Consider the following 18,517-nt stretch of genomic DNA (forward strand, 5'->3'; position numbering starts at 1 on the left):
ACTTCCCTGTGCTGTCATCGGTGTAACACGCCTTAGTTGGAGTTATTGGTATCAAGCAGCTCGTTGAGCGTATTGATATGTACTCCTTCCAGCGTAATTAAGGTTGTTGATTGATGGTTGCCAGCCCCACCGTCGCGGTCGATTGATACCACCGTATTACTGCCGACGTAGCTCAGAGTGACATAGTTGCCCAGGCTACTGCTGTTTCCATCCCAGCCGACCAGCAGAGCCGATACATCTATGTGGTCCCCTTGCGCCACCGAGAAATCCTTCCAGGTATCGCTACCGTTGCCGCCGGTATTGTCATCAGCCAACAGGTTGTAAACCACCGTATCGGCCCCGACACCCATAGTGAAGGTATCGTTATAAGCGGTACTGTGGATATCATCGCCATTAATGCTGCCGGTAATTTGCGGATGCAGATCGATGGTCAGTGTCGCCCCGGACGAAACGCCATTGCTGTCGTTCACCGTGTACGCAAAGACCTCCTTGTGCGTTATCGTCGAGACATCCATACCGGCCTTCAGACTGTAGGTATAAGAGCCGTTATTCGCCATCGTCAGGTTGCCATAATCACCGTAAATTGTGACGTTGGTTCCGCTTACTGCACTACCGTTGCTGGTGGTGATACTGCCGTTACTGTTGAAGGTCCAGGATTCGGCACTGCCAGTGGAAGTATGTCCAGCGACGGTGTATGAGGCATACAGTACGCCATGGAAATCCTCCGTACCGCCTGAGTTGTTTCCGTTCTGGATGTTCCCGCTAACGTTGGTTCCTGCCACCGTGTAGTGAGTGACAGTATCAATCACTGACCCCGTTACCGCACCTCCGAGGGTATAAGTGGAAGCCGTTCCCGCTGTCACATTATTTTGCAGGCTCAATGTATAGTTCCCTTCAGCGAGGCTACCGACAGAGAGTGTCACGCTGTCTGAACTCGTCGCCCCCAGGAGGGAGAATACCCCTTTTGAATACGTATCCCGCCAGACTTCCACGCTGGTTGTACCGCCGCTACCATTATCAACCAGATGATAGAGGATCACCGTACCTGCGAAGGTTATTGTGCCGCTCGCTAACCCACTGTTCGTTTTGCCCGACACACTCAGCGCCAGAGACGTATTATCCTGCTCATGCCCTGCAGCAACGCTAAAGTTGATAGTCTTCGTCGACCCCGTTCCTGAAGCTCCGGAAGAGGCCAGGTTCGCCGCGTTGATGTTAGCCGGAACAGACGTTGCCAGCGCCGTAGCGACATTCAACGCAACTACATCATTCACCGCCAGCGACGCAGGGCTGTCGATATCGATCGTCAGCGTGGTGCTCGCCGTATGGCCCAAACTATCGGTGATGGTGTAGGTAAAGACCTCCGATTTACCGACGCTATTCACCCCGCCATAAGGCTGATAGCTATAGCTACCGTCGCTATGGATGGTCAACGATCCCCATGCGCCCGCTATCGTCGTTCCGCTGCTGCTCACCGACACGGGTTCGGATCCGTTAACCGAGGTAGCCGTTACGCTCGCCACCTTAATATTCACCCCGGTATCCGCAACGTCACCACCAGCGTCGCTTTGCAGCACGTTACCCGCAAGGCTATCCGTGTGATACCCCTGAGAATCAGCGACCGATACGTTGACATAAGTCCCCAGGTTCAGGTCCAGCAGTGATTTCAGGATCCCTGTTGTCGATGGTGAAGAGACAATTGCCGTGTAGGAGCCTGTAGGCAACATGGAAGTCCAGCCGCCTCCGCTATAGACCAGGTTGATACCGCTCGCATTAATGCTGACCACATTCGACAGCACTTCAACAACCAATCCGGTAGTCTTATCGACGATAGAGAGATCCGCCGTAAAGGACGAGGCGCCGCCTAGCAGGCTCAGGATCGCCGCCACACTGAGCCCGGCACTTCCTGAAACAGCAAGTTGCACTTTTTCATTCGAACCAGCGGCTACATCAAAGTCAAAACTATTACCGCTAAGCAAGCCAACATTGACCAAGCCAAGCGCCGAAACCCCGACAAGCTGCCCGATAGTGCCACTTTCTCCATTGAGCGTGTCGAACGTCGCAGTCAGATCCGTATCCTGCGTATCCGGATTGGCCTGCGCCGGCTCGATATTTCCACCAATGTTGATAGTCAACGATGTTGTGGAGGTATGGCCCCCGGCATCAGTAATGGTGTAGCTAAAGACATCCGATTTACCGATGGCAGCTCCACCTTTGGTCAACTGGTAGCTATAGCTACCATCAGAGTGAATCGTCAGCACGCCGTAAGCGCCGGTTATTTTGACGCCTGCGCCGGTCACGGTGACGGCAGTTGACCCCTGAACTGAATCAGAGACCGCACTTGTGACCGTGATTCCGCTGCCGCTGTCCGCCATATCCCCGCTGGCTGTGGTATCCAATACGTTTCCTGCAATGGCCCCAACGCTGTAGCCTACGGAGTCCGTCACATCAACGTTGACGAAGGTTGCCACCTGAGCCGCGGCCAGCGCGTTTATCAGCGATACCAGGGTGCCGGTACTATTCGGCGAAGAGATGACCATGGTGTAATCGCCCGCCGGCAGGTTTGCGAAGGACGCCGTGCCGCTATAGGTGAGTCCGCCAATCAGGCTCGCCGAGATAGACACGCTATTTGCCGCAATCGCTACCACTTCACCGGTAGCGGTATTCACGACCGAGAGATCGGCGTTCAGCGTGTTTCCAGCCCCCAGCAGGTTGACGATCGTGGTCAGTAATCCGCTAACCGTTAACAGCGAGTTACCGCTCACCGATACCGTCATATCTTCGACGGTTCCAGAGCCAACGCTGAAGCGGAAGTTACTGCCCGACAGCAGTGAAACATCCACGGAGTTGAGTAACGTCACGCCAACCAGTTGGCCGCTGGTGCCGCTGTAACTGTTCAGGTTACCTTCCAATGCCACAACGTCCGGGCTGTTGCTATCTGGGATAGCCTCGACATCGCTGTCCGAATCCGAATCGCTGTCAGAGTCGGAGTCACTGTCAGAATCCGAGTCGCTGTCGGAATCCGAATCGCTGTCAGAATCCGCATCGCTGTCAGAGTCCGAGTCACTGTCCGAGTCCGAATCACTGTCAGAATCAGAATCGCTGTCGGAATCCGAGTCGCTGTCAGAGTCGGAATCACTGTCGGCATCCGAGTCGCTGTCACTATCCGAGTCGCTGTCAGAATCCGAATCGCTGTCCGAATCCGAATCACTGTCAGAATCCGCATCGCTGTCGGAATCCGAGTCGCTGTCGGAATCCGAATCGCTGTCCGAATCCGCATCGCTGTCAGAGTCGGAATCACTGTCTGAATCCGAGTCGCTGTCAGAGTCCGAGTCGCTGTCAGAGTCCGAGTCGCTGTCAGAGTCGGAATCCGAGTCGCTGTCCGAATCCGAATCACTGTCAGAATCCGAGTCGCTGTCCGAGTCAGAATCGCTGTCAGAGTCCGAGTCACTGTCAGAGTCCGAGTCGCTATCAGAGTCCGAGTCGCTGTCAGAGTCGGAATCACTGTCCGAATCCGCATCGCTGTCAGAGTCCGAGTCACTGTCAGAGTCGGAATCGCTGTCAGAGTCCGAATCGCTGTCAGAGTCCGAGTCGCTGTCAGAGTCCGAGTCGCTGTCAGAATCCGAATCGCTGTCCGAATCCGAATCGCTGTCCGAATCCGCGTCGCTATCCGTGTCATCAGCCAGACCTATATTGATCGTCAGCGTCGTCGTTGCCGTATCGCCATCAGCATCCGTGATGGTGTAGGTAAAGACCTCCGTCTGACCAACAGAATCAGCATCCCCCGTCGCATGATAGGTGTAAGTCCCGTCGGCATAGATCACCAGCGTACCGTAGGCACCATTGATGACCGTCCCGCCCGAACTGACTGGCTCCGCCGTTGCCCCCGGCACCGATGTCGCTACGATGCTGGTCACCGTAATACCTGTGCCGATATCACCCACATCTCCACCTGCGTCCGTCTGCAGCACGTTGCCGTGGATAATCGCGGATTCGTATCCTACAGAATCGGTCACCGCTACATCCACCGCAGTCACTACGCTGATATTGGCCAGGAAGTTCACCAGTGTCGGCAGGAGTCCGGTCGTTGTCGGCGACGAAATCACTACCGTATAGTTACCTGCCGGCAGATCGCTGAAGCTGGCGCTACCGCTGTAGTCCAGGCTGACGCCTCCCGCAGTGATAGTCACCGCATTCGACGCAACCGCAACCACCTCGCCGGTCACGGTATTAATCACCGCGAGATCGGCCTGGAAGGTATTCGTACCGCCAAGCAGAAGCAGTAGCGTATTGAGCAGCGCCGCCGAGCTGAGGATCGTGTCACCGGAAATATCCAGCGCCACATCCTGGGTCGTTCCGCTCGCAACCGTAAAGTCAAAACTGTTGCCGCTAAGCAGCGAAACATCCACCAGACCGAGCACATTCACGCCCGTCAACTGGGTCACCGTACCGCTTAAGCCTTCGAGATTGTCATGGTTCTCCAGGATCAGCGCGGTGTTGGTATCCGCGTTGGCCTGCGGGATATCCGAGTCGCTATCTGAATCGGCATCACTGTCAGAGTCCGAATCGCTGTCAGAGTCGGAATCACTGTCGGAATCCGAATCGCTGTCAGAATCCGAGTCGCTGTCGGAATCCGAGTCACTGTCAGAGTCGGAATCACTGTCGGAGTCCGAATCACTGTCCGAGTCGGAGTCGCTGTCGGAGTCAGCATCGCTGTCAGAGTCCGAGTCGCTGTCAGAATCCGAATCACTGTCCGAGTCCGAATCACTGTCGGAGTCAGCATCGCTGTCCGAATCCGAATCGCTGTCAGAATCCGCATCGCTGTCAGAATCCGAGTCACTATCAGAATCGGAGTCACTGTCAGAGTCCGAGTCGCTGTCAGAGTCCGAATCACTGTCAGAATCGGAGTCACTGTCAGAGTCCGAATCGCTGTCAGAATCAGAATCACTGTCGGAATCCGAGTCGCTGTCGGAATCGCTGTCGGAGTCGGAATCACTGTCCGAATCCGAATCGCTGTCGGAATCGGAGTCACTGTCAGAGTCCGCATCGCTGTCAGAATCCGAGTCGCTGTCCGAGTCAGAATCGCTGTCAGAGTCCGAATCACTGTCAGAATCAGAGTCGCTGTCCGAATCCGAATCGCTGTCAGAATCGGAGTCACTGTCAGAATCAGAATCGCTGTCCGAATCCGAGTCGCTGTCAGAATCCGAATCACTGTCAGAATCCGCATCGCTGTCTGAATCCGAGTCGCTGTCAGAATCCGCATCGCTGTCAGAATCGGAATCACTGTCAGAGTCCGAATCACTGTCAGAATCCGAGTCGCTGTCGGAGTCGGAATCGGAGTCGCTGTCGCTATCCGCATCGCTGTCGGAGTCCGAGTCGCTGTCTGAATCCGCATCGCTGTCGCTATCCGAATCACTGTCAGAGTCCGAATCGCTGTCCGAATCGGAGTCGCTGTCACTATCCGAGTCGCTGTCAGAGTCGGAATCGCTGTCAGAATCCGAGTCACTGTCGGAGTCCGAGTCACTGTCAGAATCGGAATCGCTGTCCGAATCCGAATCGCTGTCAGAGTCCGCATCGCTGTCAGAATCCGAATCACTGTCAGAGTCGGAGTCGCTGTCCGAATCCGAGTCGCTGTCCGAGTCGGCATCACTGTCCGAATCGGAATCGCTGTCGGAATCCGAGTCGCTGTCAGAGTCCGAGTCACTGTCGGAATCGGAATCACTGTCAGAGTCCGAGTCACTGTCCGAATCCGAGTCGCTGTCAGAGTCAGAATCACTGTCAGAATCCGAGTCGCTGTCGGAATCGGAGTCGCTGTCAGAGTCCGAGTCACTGTCGGAATCGGAGTCACTGTCCGAATCCGAGTCGCTGTCAGAATCGGAGTCGCTGTCCGAATCCGAATCGCTGTCCGAATCCGCATCGCTGTCGGAATCCGAGTCGCTGTCAGAGTCCGAGTCACTGTCGGAATCGGAATCACTGTCAGAGTCCGAGTCACTGTCCGAGTCGGAGTCGCTGTCGGAATCCGCATCGCTGTCTGAATCCGAGTCGCTGTCAGAATCCGCATCGCTGTCAGAATCGGAATCACTGTCAGAGTCCGAATCACTGTCAGAATCCGAGTCGCTGTCGGAGTCGGAATCGGAGTCGCTGTCGCTATCCGCATCGCTGTCGGAGTCCGAGTCGCTGTCAGAATCCGAGTCACTGTCAGAATCCGAATCGCTGTCAGAGTCCGAGTCGCTGTCAGAGTCCGAGTCGCTGTCTGAATCCGCATCGCTGTCGCTATCCGAATCACTGTCAGAGTCCGAATCACTGTCAGAGTCCGAATCGCTGTCCGAATCGGAGTCGCTGTCACTATCCGAGTCGCTGTCAGAGTCGGAATCGCTGTCAGAATCCGAGTCGCTGTCAGAGTCGGAATCGCTGTCAGAATCCGAGTCACTGTCGGAGTCCGAGTCACTGTCAGAATCAGAATCACTGTCAGAATCCGAGTCGCTATCCGAATCACTATCGGAGTCACTGTCAGAGTCCGAATCGCTGTCAGAGTCCGAGTCGCTATCCGAATCACTATCGGAGTCGCTGTCAGAGTCAGAATCACTGTCAGCATCCGAGTCGCTGTCGGAATCGGAGTCACTGTCCGAATCCGAGTCGCTGTCAGAATCGGAGTCGCTGTCCGAATCCGAATCGCTGTCCGAATCCGCATCGCTGTCGGAATCCGAGTCGCTGTCTGAGTCCGCATCACTGTCGGAATCCGAATCGCTGTCAGAGTCCGAATCGCTGTCGGAATCGGAGTCACTGTCAGAATCCGCATCGCTGTCGGAATCCGAGTCGCTGTCAGAGTCGGAATCGCTGTCAGAGTCCGAGTCACTGTCAGAGTCAGAATCGCTGTCTGAATCCGCATCGCTGTCGGAATCCGCATCGCTGTCTGAATCCGCATCGCTGTCCGAATCCGAGTCGCTGTCCGAGTCAGAATCACTGTCAGAGTCCGAGTCGCTGTCAGAATCCGAGTCGCTGTCCGAATCCGCATCGCTGTCAGAGTCCGCATCGCTGTCAGAGTCCGAATCACTGTCAGAATCGGAGTCGCTGTCAGAATCAGAATCACTGTCGGAGTCCGAGTCGCTGTCGGAATCGGAGTCACTGTCAGAATCCGCATCGCTGTCAGAGTCCGCATCGCTGTCAGAATCAGAGTCGCTGTCAGAATCGGAATCACTGTCAGAATCCGAGTCACTATCGGAGTCCGAATCGCTGTCCGAATCGGAGTCGCTGTCAGAATCGGAGTCGCTGTCCGAATCCGAGTCACTGTCAGAGTCGGAGTCACTGTCGGAATCCGAGTCGCTGTCAGAGTCAGAATCACTGTCAGCATCCGAGTCGCTGTCGGAATCCGAATCGCTGTCAGAGTCGGAGTCGCTGTCAGAGTCGGAATCGCTGTCAGAATCCGAGTCACTGTCAGAGTCCGAGTCACTGTCCGAATCCGAGTCGCTGTCCGAATCCGCATCGCTGTCCGAATCCGAGTCACTGTCGGAATCCGAATCGCTGTCCGAGTCGCTATCAGAGTCCGAGTCACTATCGGAGTCCGAGTCGCTGTCGGAATCCGAATCGCTGTCGGAGTCAGAATCGCTGTCCGAATCCGAGTCGCTGTCAGAATCGGAGTCACTGTCAGAGTCCGAATCGCTGTCCGAATCCGAGTCACTGTCAGAATCGGAGTCACTGTCAGCATCCGAATCACTGTCAGAATCGGAGTCGCTGTCAGAATCCGAGTCGCCGTCAGAATCGGAGTCCGAATCGGAGTCACTGTCCGAATCGGAGTCACTGTCAGAATCGGAATCGCTGTCCGAATCCGAATCACTGTCAGAGTCGGAATCACTGTCAGAATCGGAGTCACTGTCAGAGTCCGCATCACTGTCAGAGTCGGAATCACTGTCAGAATCCGAATCACTGTCAGAATCCGCATCGCTGTCCGAGTCGGAATCACTGTCAGAGTCGGAATCGCTGTCAGAGTCGGAGTCGCTGTCAGAATCCGAGTCGCTGTCCGAGTCAGAATCACTGTCAGAATCCGAGTCACTGTCAGAGTCCGAGTCACTGTCCGAATCCGAGTCGCTGTCCGAATCCGCATCGCTGTCCGAATCCGAGTCACTGTCGGAATCCGAATCGCTGTCCGAGTCGCTATCAGAGTCCGAGTCACTATCGGAGTCCGAGTCGCTGTCGGAATCCGAATCGCTGTCGGAGTCAGAATCGCTGTCCGAATCCGAGTCGCTGTCAGAATCGGAGTCACTGTCAGAGTCCGAATCGCTGTCCGAATCCGAGTCGCTGTCAGAATCCGAGTCACTGTCAGAATCCGAGTCACTGTCAGAATCGGAGTCACTGTCAGCATCCGAATCACTGTCAGAATCGGAGTCGCTGTCAGAATCGGAGTCGCTGTCAGAATCCGAGTCGCTGTCAGAATCGGAGTCCGAATCGGAGTCACTGTCAGAATCGGAATCGCTGTCAGAATCCGAGTCGCTGTCCGAATCCGAATCACTGTCAGAGTCGGAATCACTGTCAGAATCCGAGTCACTGTCAGAGTCAGAATCGCTGTCGCTATCCGAGTCACTGTCAGAGTCGGAATCGCTGTCAGAATCCGAGTCACTGTCAGAGTCGGAATCACTGTCAGAGTCCGAATCACTGTCAGAATCGGAGTCACTGTCAGAATCCGCATCGCTGTCGGAATCGGAATCGCTGTCAGAATCCGCATCGCTGTCGCTATCCGAGTCACTGTCGGAGTCCGAATCACTGTCGGAGTCCGAGTCGCTGTCAGAGTCAGAATCACTGTCCGAATCCGAGTCGCTGTCAGAGTCCGAATCGCTGTCAGAATCGGAGTCACTGTCAGAATCCGAGTCGCTGTCGGAGTCAGAATCGCTGTCCGAATCGGAGTCACTGTCCGAATCGGAGTCACTGTCAGAATCGGAATCGCTGTCAGAATCCGAGTCGCTGTCCGAATCCGAATCACTGTCAGAGTCGGAATCACTGTCAGAATCGGAGTCACTGTCAGAGTCCGCATCACTGTCAGTAGACTGGCCCCCTGAATCTCCAGACAACCAATATCACTTAAATAAGTGATAGTCTTAATACTAGTTTTTAGACTAGTCATTGGAGAGCAGATGATTGATGTCTTAGGACCGGAGAAACGCAGACGGCGTACTACACAGGAAAAGATCGCTATTGTTCAGCAGAGTTTTGAACCGGGAATGACGGTCTCCCTTGTTGCCCGGCAACACGGTGTGGCAGCCAGCCAGTTATTTCTCTGGCGCAAGCAATACCAGGAGGGAAGTCTTACTGCTGTGGCCGCAGGAGAGCAGGTCGTTCCTGCCTCTGAACTTGCTGCTGCCATGAAGCAGATTAAAGAACTCCAGCGCCTGCTCGGCAAAAAAACGATGGAAAATGAACTCCTTAAAGAAGCCGTTGAATACGGGCGTGCAAAAAAGTGGATAGCGCACGCGCCCTTATTGCCCGGGGATGGGGAGTAAGCTTAGTCAGCCGTTGTCTCCGGGTGTCGCGTGCGCAGTTGCACGTAATTCTCAGACGAACCGATGACTGGAAAGATGGTCGCCGCAGCCGTCACTCAGATGATACGGATGTGCTTCTCCGTATACACCATGTTATCGGAGAGCTGCCCACGTATGGTTATCGTCGGGTATGGGCGCTGCTTCGCAGACAGGCCGAACTTGATGGTATGCCTGCGATCAATGCCAAACGTGTTTACCGGATCATGCGCCAGAATGCGCTGTTGCTTGAGCGAAAAACCGCTGTACCGCCATCGAAACGGGCACATACTGGCAAAGTGGCCGTGAAAGAAAGCAATCAACGATGGTGCTCTGACGGGTTCGAGTTCCGCTGTGATAACGGAGAAAAACTGCGAGTCACGTTCGCGCTGGACTGCTGTGACCGTGAGGCACTGCACTGGGCAGTCACTACGGGCGGCTTCGACAGTGAAACAGTACAGGAGGTAATGCTGGGAGCGGTGGAACGCCGCTTCGGCAACGAGCTTCCGGCGTCTCCAGTAGAGTGGCTGACGGATAATGGTTCATGCTACCGGGCTAATGAAACACGGCAGTTTGCCCGGATGTTGGGGCTTGAACCGAAGAACACGGCGGTGCGGAGTCCGGAGAGTAACGGCATAGCAGAGAGCTTCGTGAAAACGATAAAGCGTGACTACATCAGTATCATGCCTAAACCAGACGGGTTAACGGCAGCAAAGAACCTTGCAGAGGCGTTCGAGCATTATAACGAATGGCATCCGCATAGTGCACTGGGTTATCGCTCGCCACGGGAATATCTACGGCAGCAGGCCAGTAATGGGTTAAGTGATAACAGGTGTCTGGAAATATAGGGGCAAATCCAGTCAGAGTCGGAATCACTGTCAGAATCGGAGTCACTGTCAGAGTCCGAGTCACTGTCGGAATCCGCATCACTGTCAGAATCCGAGTCGCTGTCCGAGTCCGAATCGCTGTCAGAATCCGAGTCGCTGTCAGAATCGGAGTCACTGTCAGAATCGGAGTCACTGTCAGAATCGGAATCGCTGTCAGAGTCCGAATCACTGTCAGAATCGGAGTCACTGTCAGAATCGGAGTCACTGTCAGAATCCGCATCGCTGTCGGAATCGGAATCGGAATCGCTGTCAGAATCCGCATCGCTGTCGCTATCCGAGTCACTGTCGGAGTCCGAGTCGCTGTCAGAGTCAGAATCACTGTCAGAATCCGAGTCGCTGTCGGAGTCAGAATCGCTGTCCGAATCGGAGTCACTGTCAGAATCCGAGTCGCTGTCGGAGTCAGAATCGCTGTCCGAATCGGAGTCGCTGTCCGAGTCCGAATCACTGTCGGAGTCAGCATCGCTGTCCGAATCGGAGTCGCTGTCGCTATCCGAGTCACTGTCGGAATCCGAGTCGCTGTCAGAATCCGAATCGCTGTCAGAGTCAGAATCACTGTCGGAATCCGAGTCACTGTCGGAATCGGAGTCACTGTCGGAATCGGAGTCACTGTCTGAGTCCGAATCACTGTCGGAGTCAGCATCGCTGTCCGAATCGGAGTCACTGTCGGAATCCGAGTCGCTGTCCGAGTCCGAATCACTGTCAGAGTCTGAATCACTGTCTGAATCAGAGTCGCTGTCAGAGTCCGAGTCGCTGTCCGAATCGGAGTCACTGTCGGAATCCGAGTCGCTGTCGGAATCCGAGTCGCTGTCAGAGTCGGAGTCCGAATCACTGTCCGTGTCGGAGTCACTGTCAGAATCGGAATCGCTGTCAGAGTCCGAGTCACTGTCGGAGTCAGCATCGCTGTCCGAATCCGCATCACTGTCAGAGTCCGAGTCGCTGTCAGAATCAGAATCACTGTCGGCATCCGAGTCGCTGTCAGAGTCCGAGTCGCTGTCAGAGTCCGAGTCGCTGTCAGAATCCGAGTCGCTATCAGAGTCCGAGTCGCTGTCGGAATCCGAGTCGCTGTCTGAATCGGAGTCACTGTCGGAATCCGAGTCGCTGTCGGAGTCAGCATCGCTGTCGGAATCCGAGTCGCTGTCGGAGTCCGAATCGCTGTCTGAATCGGAGTCACTGTCAGAATCCGAGTCGCTGTCAGAGTCAGAATCGCTGTCAGAATCCGAGTCGCTGTCGGAGTCAGCATCGCTGTCGGAATCCGAGTCACTGTCAGAGTCGGAGTCCGAATCACTGTCCGTGTCGGAGTCACTGTCAGAATCGGAATCGCTGTCAGAGTCCGAGTCACTGTCGGAGTCAGCATCGCTGTCGGCATCCGAGTCGCTGTCAGAATCCGAATCACTGTCCGAATCCGAGTCACTGTCCGAATCCGAGTCGCTGTCAGAATCCGAGTCGCTGTCAGAGTCCGAGTCGCTGTCAGAGTCCGAGTCGCTGTCTGAATCGGAGTCACTGTCAGAATCCGAGTCGCTGTCCGAATCCGAGTCGCTGTCGGAATCGGAGTCGCTGTCAGAGTCCGAGTCGCTGTCCGAATCCGCATCACTGTCAGAATCGGAATCGCTGTCAGAGTCCGAGTCACTGTCAGAATCGGAGTCACTGTCAGAGTCCGAGTCGCTGTCAGCATCAGCATCAGCATCAGCATCAGCATCAGCATCAGCATCAGCATCAGCATCAGCATCAGCATCAGCATCAGCATCAGCATCAGCATCAGCATCCGAGTCATCACTGAGATCGACTGTCAATTCAAATATCGGAGAACGCTCACTCACGTTCCCGGCCAGATCGGTCACCGTGGTGCTCAAATTGTGAACGCCCTCACTTAGCGCATCTGGGGTAAAGCTCCAGTGGCCGTCTTCACCCACAATCACGGTACCCAGCACGGTATCGCCGTCGTAAATTGTGACGGTGCTACCCGCTTCCGCCGTGCCGCTCAGGGTCGGTGTGTTATCATCAGTGACGTTACCATTGTTCAAAATACCTGTTTCTTCGCCTGCATTATCAGATACCTGCAGATCGCTGACCGGGGCCACCACCGTATCCACCGTCAGCTCAAAAGCTGGCGAGTGCCCGCTGGTGTTCCCGGCTTTATCCGTCACCGTGGTGCTCAGGCTGTGGGCACCGTCCCCCAGCGCTGCCGGGGTAAAGCTCCAGTGGCCGTCCTCACCCGCAATCACGGTGCCCAGTACGGTATCGCCATCGTAAATTGTGACGGTGCTGCCCGCTTCCGCCGTGCCGCTCAGGGTCGGTGTGGCGTCGTTGGTCAGATCCCCGCTGACCAGCGGACCGGTGTGCTGGTTAACGTCGTCGGTCACCACAAGATCGCTGACCGGGGCCACCACCGTATCCACCGTCAGCTCAAAAGCTGGCGAGTGCCCGCTGGTGTTCCCGGCTTTATCCGTCACCGTGGTGCTCAGGCTGTGGGCACCGTCCCCCAGCGCTGCCGGGGTAAAGCTCCAGTGGCCGTCCTCACCCGCAATCACGGTGCCCAGTACGGTATCGCCATCGTAAATTGTGACGGTGCTGCCCGCTTCCGCCGTGCCGCTCAGGGTCGGTGTGGCGTCGTTGGTCAGATCCCCGCTGACCAGCGGACCGGTGTGCTGCTCGACATCATCGGTCACCTGAGGAGCGCTGGTATCCGGCGCAGTCGTGTCTATCGTCAGCTCAAAGGCTGGCGAGTGCCCGCTGGTGTTCCCGGCTTTATCCGTCACCGTGGTGCTCAGGCTGTGGGTACCCTCGCTCAGTTCCGGCAAAGTGAAACTCCAGTGCCCATCTTCACCTACAACGACAGAACCTAGTACGGTATCACCGTCGTAAAGCGTTATCGTGGTGCCAGCTTCCGCCGTCCCTTTAATCTCCGGGGTTGTATCATCGGTGACATCACCGGAATGCAGCACGCCGGTGATAGGCCCCACATTGTCATTGACCGTTATGTTCTGGGCTGCGGTAGGTAATTCTGTATCTGAGTCGCTATCCGAATCTGCATCGCTATCAGAGTCCGAGTCGCTGTCCGAATCCGAGTCGCTGTCAGAATCCGCATCGCTGTCAGAGTCAGAATCGCTGTCCGAATCCGAATCACTGTCAGAATCGGAGTCACTGTCAGAGTCCGAGTCGCTGTCCGAATCCGCATCACTGTCAGAATCGGAATCGCTGTCCGAGTCCGAGTCCGAATCACTGTCGGAATCCGCATCGCTATCGGCATCGGAGTCGCTGTCAGAGTCACTATCAGAGTCAGAATCATCAGGAGAAATTGAGGAGTGGTGATCTTTATTTGAAGTACCAGCAAACATCGCCGCAATGCCCAGTAGAGCCGCACCCGCCATGACCCAACCGGCAATGCTTTGCCCTGCACCACCGGTAGCAATGACTTCTGAAAGATCGCTAATCAGGGAATAATGGGCACCATCAGTACCCGCGCCCTCCAGCCACCATAATGCGCCCGTCTCATCGTCCATAAGAACCAGGTCACTGTGCTGTCCATGCTCATCCACAACGAAAAAGTTTTTAATTGTAACGGTGTCACCGTTATGGAGTTTTAGAACAAGATCATTACCTTGCCGGGCATATGAACTAATCTCTTCACGCTTGACATGCAGGAGAACCACTGACTGCGTATTTAGATTAACTAGATTGCCATCAACGGTGCGTTCGACACCCGTTTCTTTCACTGTCACATTTATATTTTTCATCAGGTTGCACCCTTGAGATGAAGACGCAGTCAGAGGTATGAGATAATTCTTAATAATGCATCTTATTAGATATACCAGTTCCTGGAGTCCCGCAAGGTCATGACAAAATAAGAGAATTACATCCTGAAATAACATAAAAACGTTATTTTACATATAATTAAAATAATTCACTTACATTTTGAGATGTTAATAATGGCCATAAGAAAAACGGTTGCTCACGGTTATTACAATAAAGATAAAATCATGAATAATACATTTCTCATATTGAGAAACATCCATTTAATCACTGATTCAAAAATATCTGTGATATTAGTCATGTAAATAACAGATAAAAATCAACAGTTTTTTTTAAAGTTTAAAAAAAAACATAACAGATAAACCATACGCTTACAGTGGTTTATTAAGAAAAATAAATCACCTGGCGGGGGAGATTTTAAGAATAAGGAAAGAAAAAGAGACAAAACTTGCCAGTTAAAAACAGGAAGACAACGCATAAAAGTAAAATTCAGGCTGGCGTTCGTTTCACTTTAAAATAAAGAAACGTTTCGATGTAGTTTTAATTAAAACACTTACCATAAATAACTTAATAAATATCGGTAAAGAAAACGGCTCCCTTTCATGGAAGCCGTTATTGTGCCGCAGTTAAACTCGGTCAACCGTTTCTTAACTGCTCAGCATTGCCGTCTTGCGCGACTTTGGATTTATCTGGCTAATCCTAGTCGCGGGATCTCAATTGCCGGACAGCGATCCATCACCACATTAAGCCCGGCATCACGCGCCAGCACCGCGGCCTGCTCATTTATAACGCCCAACTGCAACCACAGCGTTTTCGCCCCAATAGCCACGGCATCCTGCGCAACGCCCCACGCCGCTTCCGAATTGCGGAAAACATCGACCATGTCTACTTTTTCCGGCACATCGGCAAGCGTTGCATATCCTTTTTGCCCCAGTAGCGTAGTGCCCGCAACCTTGGGTGAAACAGGGATGACGTGGTACCCCTGCTCCAGAAGATATTTCATCACCCGGTAGCTTGGACGGTCAGGTTTGTCACTCGCGCCCACCAGCGCAATAGTCCGAGTCGAACTCAGAATTCCTGCAATATCGTTCTCTTTCATCTTCATCCTCCTGCTATTTAGCCCAAGTGTATGCTAATCCGGCTAAACCAGCCATCCACTCTAACCTACAGATACATCAAATTTTTTCACCCTGGCGCTTGCAGCAGCAGCCACTTCCAGTAATCTGTCTGCAGGCCAAAATGTGGAATGAAATAATGGAACTGACAATACGTACATTACCCGCGCGCAAACATATCGCGCTGGTTGCACACGATCACTGTAAAGATATGCTGATGAAATGGGTTGGGCGCCACCAGCAACTGCTGGCTCAACATACGCTATCAGCAACCGGCACGACCGGTAACCTCGTCGCCCGCGCAACCGGGCTTGAGGTTCAGGCACTTCTGAGTGGTCCAATGGGTGGCGACCAGCAGGTGGGCGCATTGATTTCGGAAGGTAAAATAGATGTGCTAATTTTCTTCTGGGACCCGCTGAATGCGGTGCCACACGACCCGGATGTTAAAGCCCTATTACGTCTGGCAACGGTATGGAACATCCCGGTCGCTACCAATGCTTCTACCGCTGACTTTATTATTCAGTCTCCACACTTCAGCGATCCTGTTGATATTCTGATCCCAGATTATCAGCGCTATCTCGCTGACCGTCTGAAATAAACCGCGCTGGCGGCCAGGCCGCCAGTTGTTATGGTTTTCTCGCTATTGGTACATCCAGCGCCTCTAACATTTCGACAAACGGTGAAGGTTGTTGTTTGTTAAATAGCAACCAGACACGTAAACGAGCACGGGTGATTGCGACGTACAGCAAACGTCGTTCTTCGGCATCAGGAAAATCTTCCGGTTGCGGTAACAATGCCTGCTCCATTATCGACTCACGCGCCGGTGCAGGAAACGCATCATCCCCATCCTGAAGCCCCAAAACAATAACGTAATCAGCCTGTTGCCCTTTGCTGGCATGGATAGTCATAAAATCGAGCTGCAGGTGCGGCCAGCGCGTTGCGGCTTTATCCAGCGCCGCTGGTCTCAAATGATGGTAACGGGCCAGCAGCAAAATTCGCTGTTCTCGTTTGACATAACCGCTCAGTTTATCCAGCAAATCGTCGAGTTTATCCTCGGCCAATAACGTCACGGCCTTTTTGTCCCCTGCGACCAGGCTATTCAACGGTTTGGTTAACTGGTGCGGATTTTGCTGAATAAACCCGTTAGCTACTTCGCCTATCCGGCCATTAAAGCGATAAGTGGTATCCAGCGCACAACAGTCACCTTCACCAAAATAGTGATTAAAGGCCGTCGTCAGGGAAAGTTGAGCGCCGCTGAAACGATAGATAGCCTGCCAGTCATCGCCGACGGCAAATAGCGTGGTCTGCGTATTTTGCCGACGCAACGCTACCAACAATGATGCCCGCTGCGGAGAGATATCCTGAAACTCATCAACCAAAATATGTTTCCATGGACTGACGAACCGCCCTTTATCAAGAATATTAATCGCCTGGTGAATCAGGCCGGAAAAATCGACGGCATTCTCATCTTTTAATGCCGTTTTCCACTCTTTGAGCAACGGCGCCATCAGCTTGACCCGTTTGCCAAAGAGGTCGCGCACCTCTTCCGGCGCACCCGCAATCATCTCGGCCTGCGATCCTCCGTGCATTCGCATCAAGCTGACCCAACGGTCGAGGCGACTCGCCATCCGACGCTGGAGCTTTTTGTCCTGCCAGAAATCCCCTTCCGGAATCTGCCAGCCCATCTCCTCTTCCAGCCACAACCGCCAGCCTTTCGCCTGCGCTTTTTTCTCCTGACACTGCTGCTGCCAGCTCTGCACTAATAGCTTTTGTCGGGTAGCGGTATCGCTTTCCAGCTTACTGATCGTTGGCACTTTTTTACTGCCTTGCTGAATAATATGCAGGGCCAGGGAGTGAAAAGTACGAGCGGATATCTCTTCTGTGCTCAAACGCTCACGGATACGTTCATCCATCTCCTGTGCCGCCTGGCGACCAAATGCCAGCAGCAGGATCTGGTCGGCTGCGGCTTCGCCACGCGTCAGTAACCAGCCCGCACGCGCCACCAAAACGGAGGTCTTACCGCTTCCGGCCCCGGCCAGAACTAATAAGGATCGCTCACCGTTCACCACCGCACGGGCTTGCGCCGGGTTCAGTGGTGATGATTCCACGCTCGCAAAAAAGCCACGGTACTGTTCCAGTATCGATTCAGTAAATGCCTGATTATGAGCAAGCCTGGCCTTTTCCGTATCACTCAGCCAGCCCAGGCACTGCCGCCACAGTTCACGGCAGTTATCGAAAGCCTCAAGGCGACCGGTCGGCATAGGTAATCCACTTAGCGCACTTCGGATTTTACTCTGAATATCAGTCACCTGCTGGCGAGTTAGCCATTTACCCTCAGCGCTTGAACGCGCCACTTCTGCCAACTGCTGGCGAAGTAGATCGGCAGCAATGTCGCTCATTTCCGCACTCCACTGCTGCCAGAGAGTATTCAGATGATGATAAAAACGCTGCGTGTCGTTCCATTCGGTGCCATGCAAACGCACAACTTTATCATCTGGCAGGACAAATTCCAGTTCGCCCCATACCAGTCCGCGCTTGCAATGAACCGACAATAACTGATTGAAAGGTATAAGATACTCATGGCTGTCGCCGGAAACCTTTACTCCGGCATTGAGGAGTTGCACCCTGTCATAAGGATGCTGCGCCATGCGTTTGCCTAATGTTGTCGCTTTAAGTTCCATATAATGTCGAATTTCAATCAGGTTGGTTGTTTTTAAGTTTAACCGCCAGTGGCCGAGTGCTCCAGCGTAAAAAACGCTACAATGGGCGGGTCTTATTATCCACAGGATTAAACAGAGGGTTTATGCGTACCATTCTGAATATTTTAAACTTTATCCTTGGCGGTTTCGCCACCACGCTCGGCTGGCTGCTGGCAACACTAGTGAGTATCATTTTGATCTTTACACTACCGCTCACACGTTCCTGCTGGGAGATTACCAAGCTCTCTTTGCTGCCATACGGAAATGAAGCGATTCATGTTGATGAACTTGAACCTCAAGGAAAGAATAGCCTGTTGAACGCGGGCGGTACGCTACTGAATATATTATGGTTTATTTTCTTTGGCTGGTGGTTGTGTCTGATGCATATCTTCTGTGGTATTGCACAATGTGTGACCATCATCGGCATCCCGGTCGGTATCGCCAATTTTAAAATCGCCGCAATTGCTTTGTGGCCAGTGGGCCGTCGAGTCGTTTCTGTTGAGACCGCCCGCGCCGCGCGTGAGGCCAATGCCCGTCGCCGCTTTCAGTAATTGGATGGAACA

The 18,517-nt window shown here is 53.6% G+C and carries 7 protein-coding genes; 3 read left to right on the top strand and 4 right to left on the bottom strand.

The genetic code is table 11. The features are described from left to right. Nucleotides 1-32 precede the first annotated feature (32 nt). Nucleotides 33-9,059 (bottom strand): beta strand repeat-containing protein, encoded by a 9,027-nt coding sequence (locus DA718_RS18270; RefSeq protein WP_407657743.1) that lies wholly within the window; start codon nucleotides 9,057-9,059, stop codon nucleotides 33-35. Nucleotides 9,060-9,122: 63 nt separating this feature from the next. Here DA718_RS18270 and DA718_RS18275 point away from each other — a divergent pair. Continuing rightward, nucleotides 9,123-10,351 (top strand): IS3 family transposase gene (locus DA718_RS18275; RefSeq protein ID WP_167492795.1). Its coding sequence is split into 2 segments (ribosomal slippage): nucleotides 9,123-9,438 and nucleotides 9,438-10,351, totalling 1,230 coding nucleotides; the frame shifts between segments, so codons are not numbered across the junction. Here the strand turns inward: DA718_RS18275 and DA718_RS18280 are convergent. Together DA718_RS18280 and DA718_RS18285 are read right to left on the bottom strand one after the other, a co-directional pair. Beyond that, nucleotides 10,276-14,124: an Ig-like domain-containing protein gene (locus DA718_RS18280; RefSeq protein ID WP_167492796.1), complete on the bottom strand. Its 3,849-nt coding sequence runs from the start codon at nucleotides 14,122-14,124 to the stop codon at nucleotides 10,276-10,278. The two genes, DA718_RS18275 and DA718_RS18280, sit on opposite strands and share 76 nt — an antisense overlap. 701 nt (nucleotides 14,125-14,825) lie before the next feature. Next, nucleotides 14,826-15,239: a CoA-binding protein gene (locus DA718_RS18285; protein ID WP_112214595.1), complete on the bottom strand. Its 414-nt coding sequence runs from the start codon at nucleotides 15,237-15,239 to the stop codon at nucleotides 14,826-14,828. Nucleotides 15,240-15,394: 155 nt separating this feature from the next. Here DA718_RS18285 and mgsA point away from each other — a divergent pair, with 155 nt between their 5' ends. Further along, the gene (gene mgsA, locus DA718_RS18290; protein ID WP_112214596.1) at nucleotides 15,395-15,853 is read left to right on the top strand and encodes a methylglyoxal synthase; all 459 of its coding nucleotides are present in this window, start codon (nucleotides 15,395-15,397) and stop codon (nucleotides 15,851-15,853) included. Between the two features lie 28 nt (nucleotides 15,854-15,881). Here the strand turns inward: mgsA and helD are convergent, their stop codons facing one another. Further along, nucleotides 15,882-17,936: a DNA helicase IV gene (helD, locus tag DA718_RS18295; RefSeq protein WP_112214597.1), complete on the bottom strand. Its 2,055-nt coding sequence runs from the start codon at nucleotides 17,934-17,936 to the stop codon at nucleotides 15,882-15,884. Nucleotides 17,937-18,058: 122 nt separating this feature from the next. Here helD and DA718_RS18300 point away from each other — a divergent pair, with 122 nt between their 5' ends. Then, nucleotides 18,059-18,505, top strand: coding sequence for a YccF domain-containing protein (locus DA718_RS18300; protein WP_110275078.1), 447 nt, complete (start codon nucleotides 18,059-18,061; stop codon nucleotides 18,503-18,505). Nucleotides 18,506-18,517 lie beyond the last annotated feature (12 nt).

Origin of the sequence: Klebsiella huaxiensis (assembly GCF_003261575.2) — a bacterium.
Taxonomy (GTDB): domain Bacteria; phylum Pseudomonadota; class Gammaproteobacteria; order Enterobacterales; family Enterobacteriaceae; genus Klebsiella; species Klebsiella huaxiensis.